This window comes from Vibrio sp. 1641 (assembly GCF_033339995.1).
In the GTDB taxonomy this organism is placed as follows: Bacteria; Pseudomonadota; Gammaproteobacteria; order Enterobacterales; family Vibrionaceae; genus Vibrio; species Vibrio alginolyticus.
In genome coordinates this window covers 1-18,295 of the sequence record NZ_JAWOVP010000014.1, presented here as the reverse complement: position 1 = coordinate 18,295, position 18,295 = coordinate 1, and the positions used below count along the sequence as shown (strand labels likewise).

Genomic DNA, 18,295 nt, shown 5'->3' with positions numbered 1-18,295 from the left:
GGCTATAACGGTAGCTGGCCCAAAACAGCAATAACCTAACCCCTCGGGAGGAAACCCCTCCTGGGTTCTCTCCCACAAACAAAGGAGAGAAGCATGAGCCTAGACAAGTTAAGTCGGCTGGTGGACCAACAACGAAAGACCCAGGATGAAATCGACAATGAAATCATTCTGGCCGTCAAAGAGGTGTTGGCTACAAACTCAGTCGGTTTAGCCCGTGAGCTTGTTGGGGGTGTCCCGCAAGATCATCCATTCCATCCGTTTTTACTCGCTATAGCTAAGCAGCTTGACCCGAGATAACTAAGTAACCCAACCGGGTACACCAAGGCCCGGTCGGCTTTGGTGTACCTCCAACCAATTTTGGAGGCACTATGTCTAATTCAAATTTCGGCTTTCTAGCTCTGGCCTTGCGCCAACGCCTGATCAAACGCTGGTCACTGATGCACTCTGTTCAACCGGAGTCTGTGTTGGAACACAGCGCTGTTGTTACCCTGCTTTCCTACCTGGCTGGCAATATTGCCATTCAGCAAGGGAAGTCGGTGGATCTGGCAGTCATGCTTGCTCATGCTTCGTTGCATGATGCAGCCGAGGTTCTCTGTTCGGATGTTGTAACACCGGTCAAGAAAGCAAACGCTGTTTTGCAGCGTGAGTTTGAACGACTGGAAAAGGCCGCAGAGGACAAACTCATCCAGACTCTTCCCGAAGAACTCCAGGATGCAGTCGCCATAGCCTTCGCTCCCGGTGGCTATGAACAATCACTGGTTAAGGCCTGTGATACCTACTCCGCTTACATCAAGTGCAAACTTGAGGTGGCCGCAGGTAATGGCCTTGAGTTCCAGGATGCTCTCAGCAAAATGGAACGTGTTGTTGCTCAGGTGAAATCGGACTTCCCGGAAATCGACGCTCTGGACAAATGGTTTGGTAACGGACTCGGCCATTCAGTAGATAAACTGCTGGCAGGGGGTAACGATGACTAATCCAATCCCTGGCGACATCAAGATTAAGGACTTTGGCCGCGACCGGAAATTCCGTTCGGTTGATGAGCTTCAAAGCACTTTGTCAGAACAGTACAAAGGTCAGCATGTCAGCATCGTTTACCCTGCAAAGCCCAGCGGTTTACTCCGCACGGTTTTTGTCAGTGTCGATGATGCTGGTGGCGTGAATCGGACCTATGGGGACCAGTCTCCTGTCGATTTTTCTGCCATCAAAGATGACCTGTATGTACCAAGTGACCTGTAGGAGAGCACTAGCTATGGTGGTGATCATCGTAAACACAGGACACTATGAGTTTATCGGCCTTGGTGAGACCCACGGACAAGCCACAGAAGGGCTTTTGAAACGCTGGGACGAACACTGCGAACGTAATCCGGATGCTGAGTCTGGTTACATGCAGGAGCTGATAGAAGAAGGAAGCGCACAAGTTGTCGAGATGGAGCCCGGCTCCGCCGTAATTTACGGACTTGACGGCTAAGCCTTCTCAACTAACCCACTCGGGCGCATCATCCCGAGAGGGTGTGGTGCGTCCTAACCAAAAGGAATGCACTATGTCTAACTTTGAACAAGCTCTGGAGCGTACTGACGGTAAAACACTGATTCTCAGCAATGGGAGTAAGTGGGCAGGCCAAGACCCGGACAGCATTCAGACTTTACTGGATGTCCTGGGTGACAACGTTCTTGACCCGATGTTTGAGCAGTATCACTGTTATCGCCCATACCCGTTTGAACCAATGGTGAGGACGGGGCGAAATGGCGAAATGTTCCAGCCTTGGCTTGGGGCAGCCTGCTTCTTTGGGAACTTCCTGACCGTCTCTCATGTTTTCAACATCATCACGAAAGATGACGGTGTTGTTGAGGCCTTAACAGAGGCGATCCGGAAGAATATGGCGACTGAACAGTACCAGCAGAATGCCTATGAGCGTTATGCCGGTTGGTTCTACGCTGAAACCAGCGAAGGGTTAAGGCTAGTCTCTCCAAGTGAGGCTGCCGACATCCGAGCTGGCGCAGTTTCAAAGCTGCGTTACCCAAGAAACTTCGAGGTTATGAAAACTGCGGTTCTCAAAGGTCCTCGATTTGATACTGAATTAAACCGCAAGGCTTCTTAACCCAAACATTAACCCCACGGGGGACATCGGTCCCTGAGGGGATGGTGTCTCCCTCTGAAATTAAGGAGATACCAATGATTAAACAGCATTTTCAAAACGAACTGGTTAAGTGTGGATACCCGGATGATCTGACGATTGAGTACAGTCTCGGATACTGCCAGGGGGATGGCGTAGCCTTCTACGGGGATTTGAGCGTTGATGACGTCAAAGCTCTCATGAATCGCCTATTCAGCACTGAGCCCGGCCAAGTGGATGCTGTCAGCCGCGTGAAGAACCTGATGGCACAGAAAGACATTGAGAATATGCTTTCTGTCCTCCGCGAATATGGTTCCTGTGACCTGTCCATTACTCGGAATAGTCACGGGCATCACTACAGCCATTGGAACTGCATGAACATCGACGACAACGTGGACTTCACAGGGATCTTCCCTGATGATGATTCCATGATTGGCACCGGCATTGAAGGGATTAACCAGGATATGGTCGAGCGCTGGCAAGACCTCTGGGAACGCTTTGTGCTGGAGCTGGCGGATGATGTAAAAAGTCTTTCCAAGAAGCTCGAAGCGGACGGGTACTCGCTGATCGAGGCCTCTCCATGCGAAGATGAAGTGGTTTGGGAACGGGCCACTGAAAACTACCTGGTGCGTGTTACTGAACTCCCTGAGCGGGATTTCGATATGGGCCACTGGGATGACGAAGTAAGAGACCAAACAATTTGTTCTATCCTGGAAGGGAAAGAGCGAGTGCTTGGCCTACGTGTTGAGGTACTCTCTCGTGAAAACGAGATTGTCCTGGGTGAAGAGAGTCTGCACGGCTTGACCGTTGCCAGTGATGACAAGAGCTACGCTGGCTACAGACGAGAACTTCTCCGGGGCGCTATCCAGCAAACCAGGGACTTTTTCTCTCGCCACCTCAAAGCGGCATAACAAGGCAGGGGGAAACCCCTGCTTTACTTCCCAAGTCTTCTTACTCATGGTTAAGCCATCAGTAAGCAGATTTTGTCCTCCCTGAGGGCGAAAGCGTGCGATAGCTGGTCGCCAAAAACAAACAGCAAATTAACGTTAATTTATTAATCCCTGCGGGAGTCTATCTCCTGCTGGAGATACCTCCCGTTATTTCTGGAGGTATCCATGAACAAATTCCAAGACTTTAAGTTGGTTTATCGTCAAGGTGGTCGTCGCTTAGAGCGTGTCTTTAAGGACACTCTTTACGCGAATGTGAAGCGTGTCGCTGACTCGTTTCCTCCGACCGTTCTTTGGCGCATTCAGCCAGCGTAAAACTCGGAACCTTAAAGCTCGGCTTTGGCCGTGACCTTTCAATAACCCATGCGGGTACACTTCCCCGCACGGGGTAGGTGTACCCATTAACTTTGGAGTACACCTTATGAACCAAGTAGCTAAATTGGACCTCGCCCAAATCCGTCAACAAGCCATCAATGATGGTCTGCTGGTGGACCAATCTTCCATCGGTAAACAAGCTGGTTTCCTGACCAATGTGGCAGTGACCCCGGCAATTGTCGATGGAGTATTTGGTGCAGATGGTAAGCACTCGGTAGAAGACTTCCTTTTCATGTTTTTGCAGCTTTGTGTTGCTCAAACAAAGGTCGCTTTTACCGACAACAAGAATTGGGGAAAGATTCGTCTTTATTACCCCATGCCCACTGTAGATGGCTTTTTCAAACCCACTGAGGTTGTGATTAAGTCAGATCCTGTAACCGCAGATGTCACAATCATGATGGCCTCGGAAGATGGCACTCATTTGTGCTTGTGATATTCACAAAATTCGCCTCCGTTTCGGGGGCGACCTTTTTAAACCCCTCGCCGGGGAGTTCTCCCCGGCTGGGGAGCCTCCTTGGCACATTCTCCCGGTGTCGGGGTTTCCTTAAAACCCTGGCGACGGGGGTTTAAGGAAGCCTCGATGCTGGGGTTCACGCTAAGGAGAAAACCTATGTCTTACTACAAAGCTGACACCGTTCGTGAAGCTGCAAACGGAAACTGGCTATTCATCCTGGCGGCCCTAGCGCCCCATCTTGAACCAGCTCTCCGTAAACCTGGTCGTCATGTTTCTTGTCCTATCCACGGCGGGAAAGATGGCTTCCGACTGTTCAAGGATGCCCACCTGACTGGTGGCGGCGTATGCAATACATGCGGTGCCAATCATGATGGTTTTGAGCTGCTGATGTGGCTCAATAACTGGGACTTTAAACAGTGCCTGAGCGAGGTTGGTGATTATCTGGGCGTTGAGAAAGAGCAACCCCAGTATCAACAAGCCGCTGCACCGACACGAGCTCCTGTCCAGGCCAAAGCGCCTGTTCAGCAAGAGCCTATGAAGGTGAATAACAAGGTTCTCGATTCCAAGAATCGTAAAAAATCCATTGCCGGTACTCTGATTGCCCACGGTAAAGCTCCTTATGAGCATAACGAAGACAACGAGCTCAGCTACTTTGCCTTCATCCGTGACAAGAGCGGTTTGGAACGCACCATCTGGGGCGTGGATCTTGAAAGAGCCATTGGTGAAAGTGAAGCCAAGTATGGGGATGAGATCGTCATGACAAACCTCGGGCGCGAGCCTGTAACTGTCGTCGTTGAAGTTAAGGACGAGCAGGGGAATGTTGTGAGAGAACAACCTATGCAAACGCATCGCAACACCTGGCTGGTGGAACGTCGCGGCGCTACGGTAACGCAGTTCCGCGCTCGCTCGAACGGTGGTGTTGAGCCGGTGAGTCACCATGTTGAGTCGGCCCCTGTGGTCAACCGCACGGTAGAAGCTCCGGCACCGCAAGTACAACATGCGGCCACACAACCGGAAGAGCAAAGCAGCGAAAACAAGCCGAAAGTTGTTCCGATGTTTCGTGAACAACCTAAGCCTTGGCTGCTTGAGCTCCAAGAAGAAATGGAGAAGAGAATGGAGCGCGAACGCGCTTACAGTGCTCGTCTCCGTGAGAAAATCGAGAAGGTATGGAACGAGTGTTTGCCGTTCTCCAGTCATGTGACTGAGCCAATGCGTCTGTACTTCAAAAACCGCGAGCTTCTGTTCAAGGTTGATGAAGTAGAAAAAACAGACTGTCTGCGGTTCAATCCGGCTATGGCCTACTACGACGAAGATGGCAATGAAGTTGGGAAATTCCCGGCTATCGTCTGCGCTATCCGAGATGTGGAAGGCAACCTGGTAACGCTCCACCGCACCTATCTCACCCAAAACGGTAAAAAAGCCAAGGTCGGCAACGCCAAGAAGATGATGCCCATTCCTGACGGTTTGGATGTCAATGGCGCGGCCATCCGCCTCGGTGAACCGACTGAGGGTATCCTGGGTGTTGCAGAAGGGCTGGAAACAGCCCTGTCAGCTTATCGAGTCACTCAAATCCCGGTTTGGTCAACGGTCAATGCGACCCTGATGGAGTCCTTCGAGGTTCCAGAAGGTGTTCACACCGTACTGATCTGGGCTGACAAAGATAAGTCTGTGACTGGTGAGAAGTCAGCGAACGTGCTGAAAGCCAAGCTGGAGAAGCGCGGCATTCGTGTGTACGTCCTGCTGCCTAAACTCCCGATCCCGCCCAGAGCGAAAGGGATTGACTGGAACGATGTCCTGATGAGTCAGGGAAGCCTCGGTTTCCCGAATGCTCGCTACCTGCGCGATTTCATTGCGAGAAGGAGAGCTGAGTATGGCCGTCATTGATGTCTCGAAGGTTGATACAACGCCTGGTAACGACGCGGTGTGCCCCTTTTCTCCCCCTGAGGGGTGGGAGGGGGACTCTGCGGCCTACGTTGAGCTTATGCGGTCTCGGTATCGTCATCTGATGCACGGCCAGAGAATGATGGTGACAGCCTCCTTCGCAAGAAGGGAGCCTATCCAAGTTACTGGCCCGTTTGCTGATGAAGCGACGAAGATCATTAACTCAATGAAGATGAACAAGGCGAAGCCAACAGCTTTGTCTGCCTAAAACTTTAACCCTGAGGGGGTGTTCATGCCCTCTCGGGCATGATTCGCCTCCTCTTCAACTATGGAGGTAATCATGAAAAAGTTTTTGCGTATTAAGACGTGGTTTGTGCGTCTTTTCTCTCCTGACAAGAAGACTCTGGGAGCTATCGGTGAAGACCTGCGTAAGGTCGCCGTAACAGCCATCGGTGTCGGTATTGTAGGATTGGCTGTATCTGGGGACACTATAACCGTCAAAGAAGCCGGTTTGGTGTTGGTCATTGGGGTTATCCTGTGGATCTATGGTATAATCTTAACCAAGGTCAGCAATTCCTAAGGGGGTCAAATGGACGCTTTCACATTAGGCATGTTGGGGTTGCTCATTTTTTTCACTGTCGTCACTGGCGGCAGTCTGTATCTCTACCATGAGAAACAGAAGGAAAAAAAGCATCACAACGCCTAAAGAGTAACTGCGATAATGAACGTAAAGGCCAGCAATAGCTGGCCTTTTTTTATACTTGCAGTTTGAAGTGTTACATGTCACGATGAAGTTGGTGTGACATGTAACGGTAAAGGTGTTTTTTTGAAAGTATCCAATGAAGATGCTCAGGCTACGGCGATCTATCTCCTCAGAGCTGCTTCGCGCCCAGCTTTCTGGCGTGACGTCCCATTCGATAAGAAACTTGAAGCCGTGGACAGCCTGAACAGCATGGGGCGATCACCATCAGAACTCACTGAATGGATTAATAAATATCTGACAGCAGAGCAAATCAATAAACTCGGGACATCAATTAGGCAACGTCGCAGAAGGGGATATGGTGTTGGTAAAAGCATAACTATAAGCGATAAAGCCCACAGGATTTTGAAGCGGTTGGCAGAAGTCGATGGTTGCAATTTGTCAGAAGTGATAGAGAAACGCCTAGCCCGAGCTTATAAAAATACTTGGGACCACAAATAGAGTGGCACTAGGGGTTGCATTTTTAAAACCCGTGGTAGCATCTAAATGAACCCTAACGAATAGGGGTGCTGGCGGCGATGCCGACCATTATCCCGATAATGGAGAAATAGACCATGATGACACTGACTACTGTCTCGAAGAAAACTTCTAATAATTCAGCCCTTGTATTCTGGCGCGTTGGTACAAAACGGAAAGGCATCCTTGATGTTCGTATTGATTTTGACAACGAGGAGGCAGATCTTTTGGCTGAGCTCGTAGCCATTCGCTATCTGGCGCTGGACAAACAGGTTTTTTGCAGAGAGCCAGGTGCTGGTGCTGGTTACAAGCTGGTGGTATCCAAAGGTGCGATTAAAAAGCTGGCGCTGGGCAAATCCACCAAGGAGTTTGCATTCAAGTTTGCGGCTTGCCTCACTGGACGTTTAAAGGGCGCTACTATTGAAGTTTCGCAGAGCATGGAGTTTATGGATGAGCCGGGTGAGGGCAACGTTGAGCTCCTCGATGTGGACAAGCAAGCCTATACTCAAACCCATGACGAAATCTCTACACCGGCCATTGGTCCCGTCCTTGTTACTCAACATGCCATCGATCAGTATCAGGCCCGGATAACCTCTGGAGACCCTAAAAAACCGTGGGCCTCACTCGTTGGTCGCCTCCAGCATCCAGAGTTACAGGTTCAACCCTTTGACGAGAAAGTGGCTCGCCATAAAGCCAGAAAGTATGGCCGCGTAGATAACGTGGAAGTCTGGGGCCATAGAGATTCCAAGTTCAAGTACCTGATGGTGATCAACGACGACAACCAAAAACGTGTTCTTGTCACAGTGTTTGAGCGAAATGAGTAACCTGCTTCTCATTTGTTCTGAATACACAACCTCTCCAAATCACGTATTCATACCCTAAAAGGGCAAAAACGCAGTCGTTGATAACGACTCTCCCACCTGAAAATAGCTCCAGCATAAAAACTGGAGCTGTAAATGAGATCGAGACCTTCCCTTTTACTGATGCGAAACCTGCGGTCATTGGCCGTTGTGGTGCTCGCAACTTTGCCATGCGTTGCTTTTGCACAATGGCGGGTTGTAGCCGTGAGCACCGAAGTAGACAAAATGCGCTTCAACACCATCATAGACGCGCATTCCTTCATGAAGAATTATCGCTCTGGTGAGGAGCAAGGGAAGGGAACGCCAGTTGGGGATGCGCTTTATCCGGTTGCCAGTTATGGTGATGGCCGTTATGTCTCCAGGATCTGTTTTAAGTATCTAGGTGCTACTGGCGATTATGACCCCACTACCTGCACTGGCGACCCAGCTACGGTCTACTGGCGCTCAACCTATGTTCTGCCGGGTGAGATGGATAAAACACCGTTCCTGGACAGGGATCTCGGCTTACCAACAACGACCATGTGTGTAGGGAACCCTATCCATCTTGGCACCGGCAACAAGTTCCAGGCTGAACTGGATTATCAAAGCGGAGGCTCCGACCCTTTCACATTCACCAGATACTACAATAGCCACCTTCCTGATGAAGAGCTCGGCGGCTGGCGGCATACCTACTCGCGGAGCGTCGAGGTCAACGCCTCGAAGTACGGTGAGAACATGGTTGTCCTGCACCGGCCAGAAGGGCAACAACTCGCGTTCTACAACTCGTCCTCTGTCTGGGTGCCAACATGGAAAACCGATGATACCTTGACGAAGGATGCTACCGGCTGGCGTTACACTCAATCTGACGGGGTAGTCGAGGCCTATGATGAAACCGGACGACTGACCGGCATCGAGAAGCCCAACGGCAATCACATCACCCTGAGCTATCTGAACGGAGAGCTATCCTCGATCACTGACGGCTTTGGCCGCAACATCCAGTTCCAGCATCAAGATGGCCGCATGGTCAGTGTCACCGATCCTGCTGGTGGCAGTATTCAGTACCAGTACAACAGCGCTGGCAAGCTGGCGGAAGTGATCTACCAGGACAATACGAGCCGCAGCTATCTCTACGATGACCCGAATGCACCGGGTTTGCTCTCTGGGCTGGTGGACGAGAACGGCAACCGTTTCGCCACATGGGGATATGATGCTCAGGGGATGGCAGTTCTAAGTGAACACGCCGGGGGCGCAGAGAAGACTCAGGTAAGCTACAACGCTGACGGAAGCGTCTCTGTCACCAACGCCCTCGGCCACGTTCAGCGATATACCTACAGCCGTCACAACGGGATGCTCAAGCCTGATGTTGTTGAGGGTGCGCCGTGTACCGGCTTTGTGGGAGGCAAGGAAACCTACGTCTACGACAGCAAAGGCCTCGTCTCCAGCATTACAGATCGTGCTGGACAGAAGCGCACGTTCACCCATAACGACCGGGGATTGGAAACCACCCAGATAGACCAGGATGGGGGCAAGGTTACGACCGACTGGCTTCCTTCCAAGTCGCTCCCTGCAAAAATCACGGAACCAACCAGGATCACTGAGCTTACCTACGACACTCATCTCCGGGTGATAAGCCGCAAGGTCACAGATCGCAGCTCGGGCGCTTCCCGGACATGGACCTACACCTATGCCCCTGTTGGTACAGGAAAGCCGAGCCTGTTGGCCTCGGTTGATGGTCCGCGCACCGACGTCAGCGATGTTACGACATTTGACTACGATGACCAGGGCAACCTGATCCGGACAACAAACGCGCTGGGGCAGGTGATGCAGTTTGGTGACTACGACGCGAACGGTCGCGCCGGGACCATTCAGGGCGTCAACGGTGTAACCCAAACCCTCACCTATGACGCCAGAGGAAGACTTGTCAGCTCCACTGGACCAGAAGGAACCACGGCCTACAACTATGATGCTGTGGGCCTCCTGAGCTCGCTGACTAAGCCAAATGGTGCAACCGTCAGCTATGAGTACGACGCTGCACATCGGCTGGTGGCGGAAACAGATGCACAGGGCAACCGGCGCGAGCTTGAGCTCAATGACCTCGGGAACCCAGTAGGGGTCGTCTCAGAAAACGGAAAATAAAGCACGCTAAGCCGGTGGCAGCGGTCGCAATGGCCTAAACTTCCCCGCACCGACCTTGGCGCTGCTGCGCCATAGGTAATCGCCGGTCAGGTTGATGTGCTCCCACCCCAGCGGCGACAGATATTGCAACAATGTGTCGTCCAGCGCCGTGCCGTTGCCACGCAAAGCACTGGTGGCACGCTCCAGATATACCGTGTTCCACAACACGATGGCCGCCGTCACCAGATTGAGGCCGCTGGCCCGGTAGCGCTGCTGCTCAAAACTGCGGTCGCGGATTTCACCCAATCGGTAGAAGAAGACCGCCCTGGCCAGCGCGTTGCGCGCCTCGCCCTTATTCAGCCCCGCATGGACGCGGCGGCGCAGCTCCACGCTTTGCAGCCAATCCAAAATGAACAGCGTGCGCTCGATGCGCCCCAGCTCGCGCAACGCCACGGCCAAGCCGTTCTGGCGCGGGTAGCTGCCGAGTTTGCGCAGCATCAGCGAAGCCGTTACCGTGCCTTGCTTGATGGAGGTGGCCAGCCGCAGAATTTCATCCCAATGGGCGCGTATTTGCTTGATGTTCAGCCTGTCGCTGCTAATCATCGGCTTGAGCGCGTCATAGGCGGCATCGCCCTTGGGGATGAATAGCTTGGTTTCGCCCAAGTCACGGATACGCGGCGCGAAGCGAAATCCCAGCAAATGCATCAAGCCAAACACGTGATCGGTGAAGCCTGCCGTGTCGGTGTAGTGTTCCTCGATGCGCAAGTCCGACTCGTGGTACAGCAGGCCATCAAGCACGTAAGTTGAATCACGAATGCCCACGTTGACCACCTTGGCACTGAAGGGCGCGTACTGGTCGGAGATATGGGTGTAGAAAGTCCGTCCTGGACTGCTTCCATACTTCGGGTTGATATGACCAGTGCTTTCTGCTTTGCTGCCGGTTCTGAAGTTCTGGCCGTCCGACGATGACGTGGTGCCGTCACCCCAGTTGCCGGCGAAGGGTTGCCGAAACTGCGCATTCACCAGCTCGGCCAGCGCCGTCGAATAGGTTTCATCGCGGATGTGCCAGGCTTGCAGCCAAGACAGCTTGGCGTAGGTGGTGCCAGGGCAGGACTCGGCCATTTTGGTCAGACCCAGGTTGATCGCGTCGGCCAGGATCGTCGTCAACAGCAAGGTTTTGTCCTTGGCCGTGTCGCTGGTCTTCAGGTGTGTGAAGTGGCGGGTGAAGCCCGTCCATTCATCGACCTCCATCAGCAACTCGGTGATTTTGAGGTGCGGCAGCAGCATAGCTGTCTGGTCGATCATGGCTTGCGCGGCGTCTGGTACTGCCGCGTCCAGCGGCGTGATCTTCAGGCCTGACGCGGTGGTGATGATGGCATCCGGTAAGTCGTTGGCCGCAGCCATGCGGTTGACTGTGGCGAGTTGCGCCTCCAACAATTCCAACCGGTCATGCAGGTATTGGTCGCAGTCGGTGGCCACTGCCAGCGGCAATTCGCTGGCCAGCTTCAAAGTGGCGAACTTCTCGACCGGCACCAGGTATTCGTCGAAGTCCTTGAACTGGCGAGAACCCTGCACCCAGACATCACCGGAGCGCAGCGCGTTCTTCAGCTCCGACAGGGCGCATAACTCGTAGTAACGCCGGTCGATGCCGTCGTCGGTCAGAACCAGCTTTGCCCAGCGCGGCTTGATGAATGCGGTTGGCGCATCGGCGGGCACCTTGCGCGCGCTGTCGCTGTTCATGCCGCGCAGCATGTCGATGGCATCGAGCACACCCTTGGCGGCGGGCGCAGCCCGCAATTTGAGCACGCCCAGGAACTGCGGCGCGTAGCGGCGTAGCGTGGCATAGCTTTCACCGATGTGGTGCAGGAAATCAAAGTCGGCAGGCCGCGCCAATGTTTGCGCTTCGGTGACGCTGGCGGCGAAGGTGTCCCAGGGCATAACGGCCTCGATGGCGGCGAACGGATCGCTGCCGCTTTGCTTGGCCTCAATCAACGCTTGACCGATGCGCCCATACATCCGCACCTTGTCGTTGATCGCCTTGCCGGAAGCCTGGAACTGCTGCTGATGCTTGTTCTTGGCCGCGTTGAACAGCTTGCCGATGATGCGATCGTGAAGGTCGATGATTTCATCGGTGACGGTGGCCATGCCTTCGATGGCCAGCGCTACCAGCGTGGCATAGCGTCGTTGCACCTCGAACTTTGCCAGATCAGCAGGCGTCATCTGGCCACCTTCACGAGCGATTTTGAGCAGGCGGTTCTGGTGAACCTGCCGCTCGATGCCTGCGGGCAGATCAAGTGCTTGCCAGGATTTCAGGCGCTCAATATGTTCGAGCATGTGGCGAGAGTTCGGTTTGGCAGGCGACTGGCGCAGCCATGCCAGCCACGTCACTTTACTGCCGTCCTTGCGCTTGAGAAGTTCGTCCAGGCGCTGACGGTGGGGTGATAACAAAGAATCGGTCAGCGCCGCGTAAATGCGTCGGTTGGCACGGGTGATGGCCTCGGCGCTTGCGCGCTCGATGGCATTCATGGCGGGCAGGATAATGCTCTGCCGCCGCAGATTCTCGACAAGTGCGCTCGCCAGCACGATGCCTTTGTCGGTCTGCAAGGCCAGCTCGGTCAATGTATGCACGGCTTGCCGATAGTGGCTCATGGTGAAGGGCTTGAACCCAAAAACCGTTTGCAGCTCGACCAAGTGCTCCCGCCGTGTCTGTTCGCGCTGGCCGTACTCGCTCCAACTTTCCACTGGCATCTTGAGTTGCGCGGCCACCATGCGCAACAGGGGCGGAAACGGAGGCTCATCGACGCCCAAAAAGGTGCCAGGGAATCGCAAGTAGCAAAGCTGCACAGCGAAGCCCAATCGATTCGCGGCGCCGCGACGCTGACGGATCACCGACAGGTCGGTTTCGTTGAACGTGTAGTGCCGTATCAGTTCGTCTTTGGCATCTGGCAGTGCCAGCAGGCTTTCGCGCTCGGTGGCGGACAGGATTGAGCGGCGTGGCATGGTCAGTCTTCCCGCAGGTACTGGTACAAGGTTTCGCGGCTGATGCCGAAGTCACGGGCCACCAAGGTTTTTTGGTCGCCTGCCGCAACTCGCCGTTTCAACTCGGCAATTTGTTCGCTGTTCAGCGATTTCTTTCGTCCCCGGTAGGCACCGCGCTGCTTGGCCAGCACGATTCCCTCGCGCTGACGTTCGCGGATCAGGGCGCGCTCGAACTCAGCGAAGGCTCCCATGACCGACAGCATCAGATTGGCCATCGGTGAGTCCTCGCCGGTGAACTTCAGCCCTTCTTTGACGAACTCCATGCGCACGCCCCGTTGTGTCAGCCCTTGGACGATGCGGCGCAGGTCATCAAGGTTGCGTGCCAGCCTGTCCATGCTATGCACCACCACGGTGTCGCCCTCGCGGACGAAGGCCAGCAGCCTTTCCAGCTCGGGACGCTGGGTGTCCTTGCCAGAAGCCTTGTCGGTGAACACCCGCGCCACCTGAACACCCTCCAATTGCCGTTCCGGGTTCTGGTCGAAGCTGCTGACGCGGACATAGCCGATGCGTTGACCTTGCAAGATGCCTCCAAAGGCAAAAGTGTCAGGATGAAATCTATTACCTTTGACGGAATATGTCAATCAATAGGAAATTTAACTCTATTCTGACATCGTTTGTCGTTTTCAGAAGACGGCTGCACTGAACGTCAGAAGCCGACTGCACTATAGCAGCGGAGGGGTTGGATCCATCAGGCAACGACGGGCTGCTGCCGGCCATCAGCGGACGCAGGGAGGACTTTCCGCAACCGGCCGTTCGATGCGGCACCGATGGCCTTCGCGCAGGGGTAGTGAATCCGCCAGGATTGACTTGCGCTGCCCTACCTCTCACTAGTGAGGGGCGGCAGCGCATCAAGCGGTGAGCGCACTCCGGCACCGCCAACTTTCAGCACATGCGTGTAAATCATCGTCGTAGAGACGTCGGAATGGCCGAGCAGATCCTGCACGGTTCGAATGTCGTAACCGCTGCGGAGCAAGGCCGTCGCGAACGAGTGGCGGAGGGTGTGCGGTGTGGCGGGCTTCGTGATGCCTGCTTGTTCTACGGCACGTTTGAAGGCGCGCTGAAAGGTCTGGTCATACATGTGATGGCGACGCACGACACCGCTCCGTGGATCGGTCGAATGCGTGTGCTGCGCAAAAACCCAGAACCACGGCCAGGAATGCCCGGCGCGCGGATACTTCCGCTCAAGGGCGTCGGGAAGCGCAACGCCGCTGCGGCCCTCGGCCTGGTCCTTCAGCCACCATGCCCGTGCACGCGACAGCTGCTCGCGCAGGCTGGGTGCCAAGCTCTCGGGTAACATCAAGGCCCGATCCTTGGAGCCCTTGCCCTCCCGCACGATGATCGTGCCGTGATCGAAATCCAGATCCTTGACCCGCAGTTGCAAACCCTCACTGATCCGCATGCCCGTTCCATACAGAAGCTGGGCGAACAAACGATGCTCGCCTTCCAGAAAACCGAGGATGCGAACCACTTCATCCGGGGTCAGCACCACCGGCAAGCGCCGCGACGGCCGAGGTCTTCCGATCTCCTGAAGCCAGGGCAGATCCGTGCACAGCACCTTGCCGTAGAAGAACAGCAAGGCCGCCAATGCCTGACGATGCGTGGAGACCGAAACCTTGCGCTCGTTCGCCAGCCAGGACAGAAATGCCTCGACTTCGCTGCTGCCCAAGGTTGCCGGGTGACGCACACCGTGGAAACGGATGAAGGCACGAACCCAGTGGACATAAGCCTGTTCGGTTGGTAAGCTGTAATGCAAGTAGCGTATGCGCTCACGCAACTGGTCCAGAACCTTGACCGAACGCAGCGGTGGTAACGGCGCAGTGGCGGTTTTCATGGCTTGTTATGACTGTTTTTTTGTACAGTCTATGCCTCGGGCATCCAAGCAGCAAGCGCGTTACGCCGTGGGTCGATGTTTGATGTTATGGAGCAGCAACGATGTTACGCAGCAGGGCAGTCGCCCTAAAACAAAGTTAGAAAAGGTAAAGTATGAACAAGTTATCTGTATTCTTTATGTTTATGTTTTGTAGCATTACTGCCGCAGGAGAGTCTTTGCCAGATTTAAAAATTGAGAAGCTTGACGAAGGTGTTTATGTTCATACTTCGTTTGAAGAAGTTAACGGTTGGGGTGTTGTTCCTAAACACGGCTTGGTGGTTCTTGTAAATACTGAGGCCTATCTGATTGACACTCCATTTACGGCAAAAGATACTGAAAAGTTAGTCACTTGGTTTGTGGAGCGCGGCTATAAAATAAAAGGCAGTATTTCCTCTCATTTTCATAGCGACAGCACGGGCGGAATAGAGTGGCTTAATTCTCAATCTATCCCCACGTATGCATCTGAATTAACAAATGAACTTCTTAAAAAAGACGGTAAGGTACAAGCTAAAAATTCATTTAGCGGAGGTAGCTATTGGCTAGTTAATAATAAGATTGAAGTTTTTTATCCTGGTCCAGGGCACACTCCAGATAACGTAGTGGTTTGGCTACCTGAAAATAGAGTTTTGTTCGGTGGTTGTTTTGTTAAACCGTACGGTCTTGGTAATTTGGGTGACGCAAATTTAGAAGCTTGGCCAAAGTCCGCCAAAATATTAATGTCTAAATATGGTAAAGCAAAGTTGGTTGTTTCAAGTCATAGTGAAACTGGGAACGCATCACTCTTGAAACTTACTTGGGAGCAGGCTGTTAAAGGGCTAAAAGAAAGTAAAAAACCATCACTGCCAAGTAACTAATTTTCTAACAAGTCGTTGCAGCACCGCTCCGGCACTTCGTGCCTGCGCTGGACAGTTTTTAAGTCGCAGTTTTATGGTTTTGCTGCGCAAAAGTATTCCATAAAACCACAACTTAAAAACTGCCGCTGAACTCAGCGTTATGCAGCCAAATCCCAACAATTAAGGGTCTTAAAATGGTAAAAGATTGGATTCCCATCTCTCATGATAATTACAAGCAGGTGCAAGGACCGTTCTATCATGGAACCAAAGCCAATTTGGCGATTGGTGACTTGCTAACCACAGGGTTCATCTCTCATTTCGAGGACGGTCGTATTCTTAAGCACATCTACTTTTCAGCCTTGATGGAGCCAGCAGTTTGGGGAGCTGAACTTGCTATGTCACTGTCTGGCCTCGAGGGTCGCGGCTACATATACATAGTTGAGCCAACAGGACCGTTCGAAGACGATCCGAATCTTACGAACAAAAGATTTCCCGGTAATCCAACACAGTCCTATAGAACCTGCGAACCCTTGAGAATTGTTGGCGTTGTTGAAGACTGGGAGGGGCATCCTGTTGAATTAATAAGGGGAATGTTGGATTCGTTGGAGGACTTAAAGCGCCGTGGTTTACACGTCATTGAAGACTAGTCCTTTGCATAACAAAGCCATCAAACCGGACGCCAGAGATTCCGCGCCTGTTGCGCATGGCTTCGCCATTTTATGCGCAATAGGCGCGCCACCCTGTCGCCGTTTATGGCGGCGTTAACCCAAAGGAGTATCGTGAAAATATCACTAATGGCTGCAAAAGCAAGAAATGGGGTTATTGGCTGCGGCTCGGATATCCCGTGGAACGCTAAAGGTGAGCAGCTGCTTTTTAAAGCAATAACTTACAATCAATGGCTCTTAGTCGGCCGTAAAACATTTGAGGCAATGGGGGCTCTCCCAAATAGAAAGTATGCAGTTGTCAGCCGCTCAGGATCGGTAGCTACTAACGATGATGTGGTTGTGTTTCCATCTATAGAAGCAGCAATGAGGGAGCTAAAGACTCTTACGAACCATGTTGTTGTTTCTGGTGGTGGAGAGATCTACAAGAGTCTGATCGCCCATGCCGACACGCTACATATCTCGACAATAGATTCCGAGCCAGAGGGCAATGTTTTCTTTCCGGAAATCCCCAAAGAGTTCAATGTGGTGTTCGAGCAGGAATTTCATTCAAATATAAATTATCGCTATCAAATCTGGCAAAGGGGTTAACCATCCAAGCCATCGGACACATTTTGCTTCGCTGCGCTCAAAACGCAAAATGTGCCGCTGCTTAGCGGCGTTAGATGCACTAAGCACATAATTGCTCACAGCCAAACTATCAGGTCAAGTCTGCTTTTATTATTTTTAAGCGTGCATAATAAGCCCTACACAAATTGGGAGTTAGACATCATGAGCAACGCAGTGCCCGCCGAGATTTCGGTACAGCTATCACAGGCACTCAACGTCATCGAGCATCATCTGGGATCGACGTTGCTGGCCGTGCATTTGTACGGCTCTGCACTCGACGGTGGCCTGAAGCCATGCAGTGATATTGATTTGCTGGTTACTGTGACTGCACAGCTCGATGAGACTGTGCGGCAGGCTCTGTTCGTAGATTTCCTGGAAGTTTCCGCTTCTCCCGGCCAAAGTGAAGCTCTCCGTGCCTTGGAAGTTACCATCGTCGTGTACGGCGATGTTGTTCCTTGGCGTTATCCAGCCAGACGGGAACTGCAATTCGGGGAGTGGCAGCGCAAGGACATTCTTGCGGGCATCTTCGAGCCCGCGACAACCGATGTTGATCTGGCTATTCTGCTAACTAAAGCAAGGCAACACAGCCTTGCCTTGGCAGGTTCGGCCGCGGAAGATTTCTTCAACTCAGTCCCGGAAAGCGATCTATTCAAAGCACTGGCCGACACCTTGAAACTATGGAACTCACAACCGGATTGGGCAGGCGACGAGCGGAATGTAGTGCTTACTTTGTCTCGCATTTGGTACAGCGCAGCAACCGGCAAGATCGCGCCGAAGGATGTAGCTGCCAACTGGGTAATGGAACGCCTGCCCGTCCAACATCAGCCCGTGCTGCTTGAAGCCCAGCAGGCTTACCTTGGACAAGGGATGGATTGCTTGGCCTCACGCGCTGATCAGTTGACTGCGTTCATTTACTTTGTGAAGCACGAAGCCGCCAGTCTGCTCGGCTCCACGCCAATGATGTCTAACAGTTCATTCAAGCCGACGCCGCTTCGCGGCGCAGCTTAATTCAGGCGTTAGATGCACTAAGCACATAATTGCTCACAGCCAAACTATCAGGTCAAGTCTGCTTTTATTATTTTTAAGCGTGCATAATAAGCCCTACACAAATTGGGAGATATATCATGAAAGGCTGGCTTTTTCTTGTTATCGCAATAGTTGGCGAAGTAATCGCAACATCCGCATTAAAATCTAGCGAGGGCTTTACTAAGCTTGCCCCTTCCGCCGTTGTCATAATCGGTTATGGCATCGCATTTTATTTTCTTTCTCTGGTTCTGAAATCCATCCCTGTCGGTGTTGCTTATGCAGTCTGGTCGGGACTCGGCGTCGTCATAATTACAG

The 18,295-nt window shown here is 52.8% G+C and carries 22 protein-coding genes; 19 read left to right on the top strand and 3 right to left on the bottom strand.

All coding sequences use genetic code 11. The features are described 5' to 3' along the window. The first annotated feature begins 93 nt into the window (after positions 1 to 93). The 14 genes from R7Z47_RS19935 (at position 94) to R7Z47_RS19865 (ending at position 9,962) form a co-directional block, all read left to right on the top strand. Positions 94 to 297 carry a hypothetical protein gene (locus R7Z47_RS19935; RefSeq protein ID WP_000050848.1) on the top strand — a complete coding sequence of 68 codons (204 nt, stop codon included), beginning with the start codon at positions 94 to 96 and terminating at the stop codon, positions 295 to 297. Positions 298 to 368: 71 nt separating this feature from the next. Then, complete coding sequence (yfbR, locus tag R7Z47_RS19930; protein WP_000071870.1) at positions 369 to 974, top strand: 5'-deoxynucleotidase; 606 nt, start codon at positions 369 to 371, stop codon at positions 972 to 974. Beyond that, positions 967 to 1,236 carry a hypothetical protein gene (locus R7Z47_RS19925; RefSeq protein ID WP_000184110.1) on the top strand — a complete coding sequence of 90 codons (270 nt, stop codon included), beginning with the start codon at positions 967 to 969 and terminating at the stop codon, positions 1,234 to 1,236. Before yfbR ends, R7Z47_RS19925 begins: the two co-directional genes overlap by 8 nt. Continuing rightward, on the top strand, positions 1,217 to 1,468 hold the full coding sequence (locus R7Z47_RS19920; protein ID WP_012728221.1) for a hypothetical protein: 252 nt from the start codon (positions 1,217 to 1,219) through the stop codon (positions 1,466 to 1,468). Before R7Z47_RS19925 ends, R7Z47_RS19920 begins: the two co-directional genes overlap by 20 nt. 73 nt (positions 1,469 to 1,541) lie before the next feature. Further along, positions 1,542 to 2,099 (top strand): pyruvate dehydrogenase, encoded by a 558-nt coding sequence (locus tag R7Z47_RS19915; RefSeq protein WP_000064431.1) that lies wholly within the window; start codon positions 1,542 to 1,544, stop codon positions 2,097 to 2,099. 74 nt (positions 2,100 to 2,173) lie between these two features. Continuing rightward, positions 2,174 to 3,025, top strand: coding sequence for a hypothetical protein (locus R7Z47_RS19910; protein WP_000595210.1), 852 nt, complete (start codon positions 2,174 to 2,176; stop codon positions 3,023 to 3,025). 204 nt (positions 3,026 to 3,229) lie between these two features. Then, the gene (locus R7Z47_RS19905; protein ID WP_001032042.1) at positions 3,230 to 3,376 is read left to right on the top strand and encodes a hypothetical protein; all 147 of its coding nucleotides are present in this window, start codon (positions 3,230 to 3,232) and stop codon (positions 3,374 to 3,376) included. Positions 3,377 to 3,482: 106 nt separating this feature from the next. Further along, on the top strand, positions 3,483 to 3,869 hold the full coding sequence (locus R7Z47_RS19900) for a hypothetical protein (RefSeq protein ID WP_001077335.1): 387 nt from the start codon (positions 3,483 to 3,485) through the stop codon (positions 3,867 to 3,869). A gap of 177 nt (positions 3,870 to 4,046) precedes the next feature. Next, a complete protein-coding gene (locus R7Z47_RS19895) occupies positions 4,047 to 5,774 on the top strand; it encodes a toprim domain-containing protein (RefSeq protein ID WP_000122923.1) in 1,728 nt (575 codons plus the stop codon). Beyond that, a complete protein-coding gene (locus tag R7Z47_RS19890; protein ID WP_015058952.1) occupies positions 5,716 to 6,039 on the top strand; it encodes a hypothetical protein in 324 nt (107 codons plus the stop codon). Before R7Z47_RS19895 ends, R7Z47_RS19890 begins: the two co-directional genes overlap by 59 nt. A gap of 72 nt (positions 6,040 to 6,111) precedes the next feature. Beyond that, positions 6,112 to 6,351, top strand: coding sequence for a permease (locus R7Z47_RS19885; protein ID WP_000714162.1), 240 nt, complete (start codon positions 6,112 to 6,114; stop codon positions 6,349 to 6,351). A 246-nt stretch (positions 6,352 to 6,597) separates the two neighbouring features. Continuing rightward, on the top strand, positions 6,598 to 6,972 hold the full coding sequence (locus R7Z47_RS19875; protein WP_000868821.1) for a hypothetical protein: 375 nt from the start codon (positions 6,598 to 6,600) through the stop codon (positions 6,970 to 6,972). Between the two features lie 113 nt (positions 6,973 to 7,085). Next, entirely contained in the window at positions 7,086 to 7,811 is a 726-nt protein-coding gene (locus tag R7Z47_RS19870) for a hypothetical protein (protein ID WP_000988732.1), read from the top strand. A gap of 132 nt (positions 7,812 to 7,943) precedes the next feature. Then, positions 7,944 to 9,962: a DUF6531 domain-containing protein gene (locus tag R7Z47_RS19865; protein WP_411913056.1), complete on the top strand. Its 2,019-nt coding sequence runs from the start codon at positions 7,944 to 7,946 to the stop codon at positions 9,960 to 9,962. Between the two features lie 6 nt (positions 9,963 to 9,968). Here the strand turns inward: R7Z47_RS19865 and R7Z47_RS19860 are convergent, their stop codons facing one another. The 3 genes from R7Z47_RS19860 to intI1 form a co-directional block, all read right to left on the bottom strand. Next, positions 9,969 to 12,941: a Tn3 family transposase gene (locus tag R7Z47_RS19860; RefSeq protein WP_001138073.1), complete on the bottom strand. Its 2,973-nt coding sequence runs from the start codon at positions 12,939 to 12,941 to the stop codon at positions 9,969 to 9,971. Positions 12,942 to 12,943: 2 nt separating this feature from the next. Continuing rightward, positions 12,944 to 13,501: a recombinase family protein gene (locus R7Z47_RS19855; RefSeq protein ID WP_001162012.1), complete on the bottom strand. Its 558-nt coding sequence runs from the start codon at positions 13,499 to 13,501 to the stop codon at positions 12,944 to 12,946. A 296-nt stretch (positions 13,502 to 13,797) separates the two neighbouring features. Further along, positions 13,798 to 14,811: a class 1 integron integrase IntI1 gene (gene intI1, locus R7Z47_RS19850; protein WP_000845039.1), complete on the bottom strand. Its 1,014-nt coding sequence runs from the start codon at positions 14,809 to 14,811 to the stop codon at positions 13,798 to 13,800. A gap of 152 nt (positions 14,812 to 14,963) precedes the next feature. On the opposite strand from intI1, the gene R7Z47_RS19845 reads away from it, so the two are divergent. The 5 genes from R7Z47_RS19845 to R7Z47_RS19825 all read left to right on the top strand — a co-directional run. After that, complete coding sequence (locus tag R7Z47_RS19845; RefSeq protein WP_063860575.1) at positions 14,964 to 15,704, top strand: subclass B1 metallo-beta-lactamase IMP-15; 741 nt, start codon at positions 14,964 to 14,966, stop codon at positions 15,702 to 15,704. 173 nt (positions 15,705 to 15,877) lie between these two features. Further along, positions 15,878 to 16,330: an NAD(+)--rifampin ADP-ribosyltransferase Arr-3 gene (locus R7Z47_RS19840; protein WP_001749986.1), complete on the top strand. Its 453-nt coding sequence runs from the start codon at positions 15,878 to 15,880 to the stop codon at positions 16,328 to 16,330. Between the two features lie 132 nt (positions 16,331 to 16,462). Beyond that, complete coding sequence (dfrA27, locus tag R7Z47_RS19835) at positions 16,463 to 16,936, top strand: trimethoprim-resistant dihydrofolate reductase DfrA27 (RefSeq protein WP_001749985.1); 474 nt, start codon at positions 16,463 to 16,465, stop codon at positions 16,934 to 16,936. Between the two features lie 180 nt (positions 16,937 to 17,116). Then, positions 17,117 to 17,962 carry an ANT(3'')-Ia family aminoglycoside nucleotidyltransferase AadA16 gene (locus tag R7Z47_RS19830; RefSeq protein ID WP_001749984.1) on the top strand — a complete coding sequence of 282 codons (846 nt, stop codon included), beginning with the start codon at positions 17,117 to 17,119 and terminating at the stop codon, positions 17,960 to 17,962. A gap of 116 nt (positions 17,963 to 18,078) precedes the next feature. After that, positions 18,079 to 18,295 (top strand): DMT family transporter (locus R7Z47_RS19825; protein ID WP_000679421.1); only part of this gene is annotated, 217 nt, incomplete at its 3' end.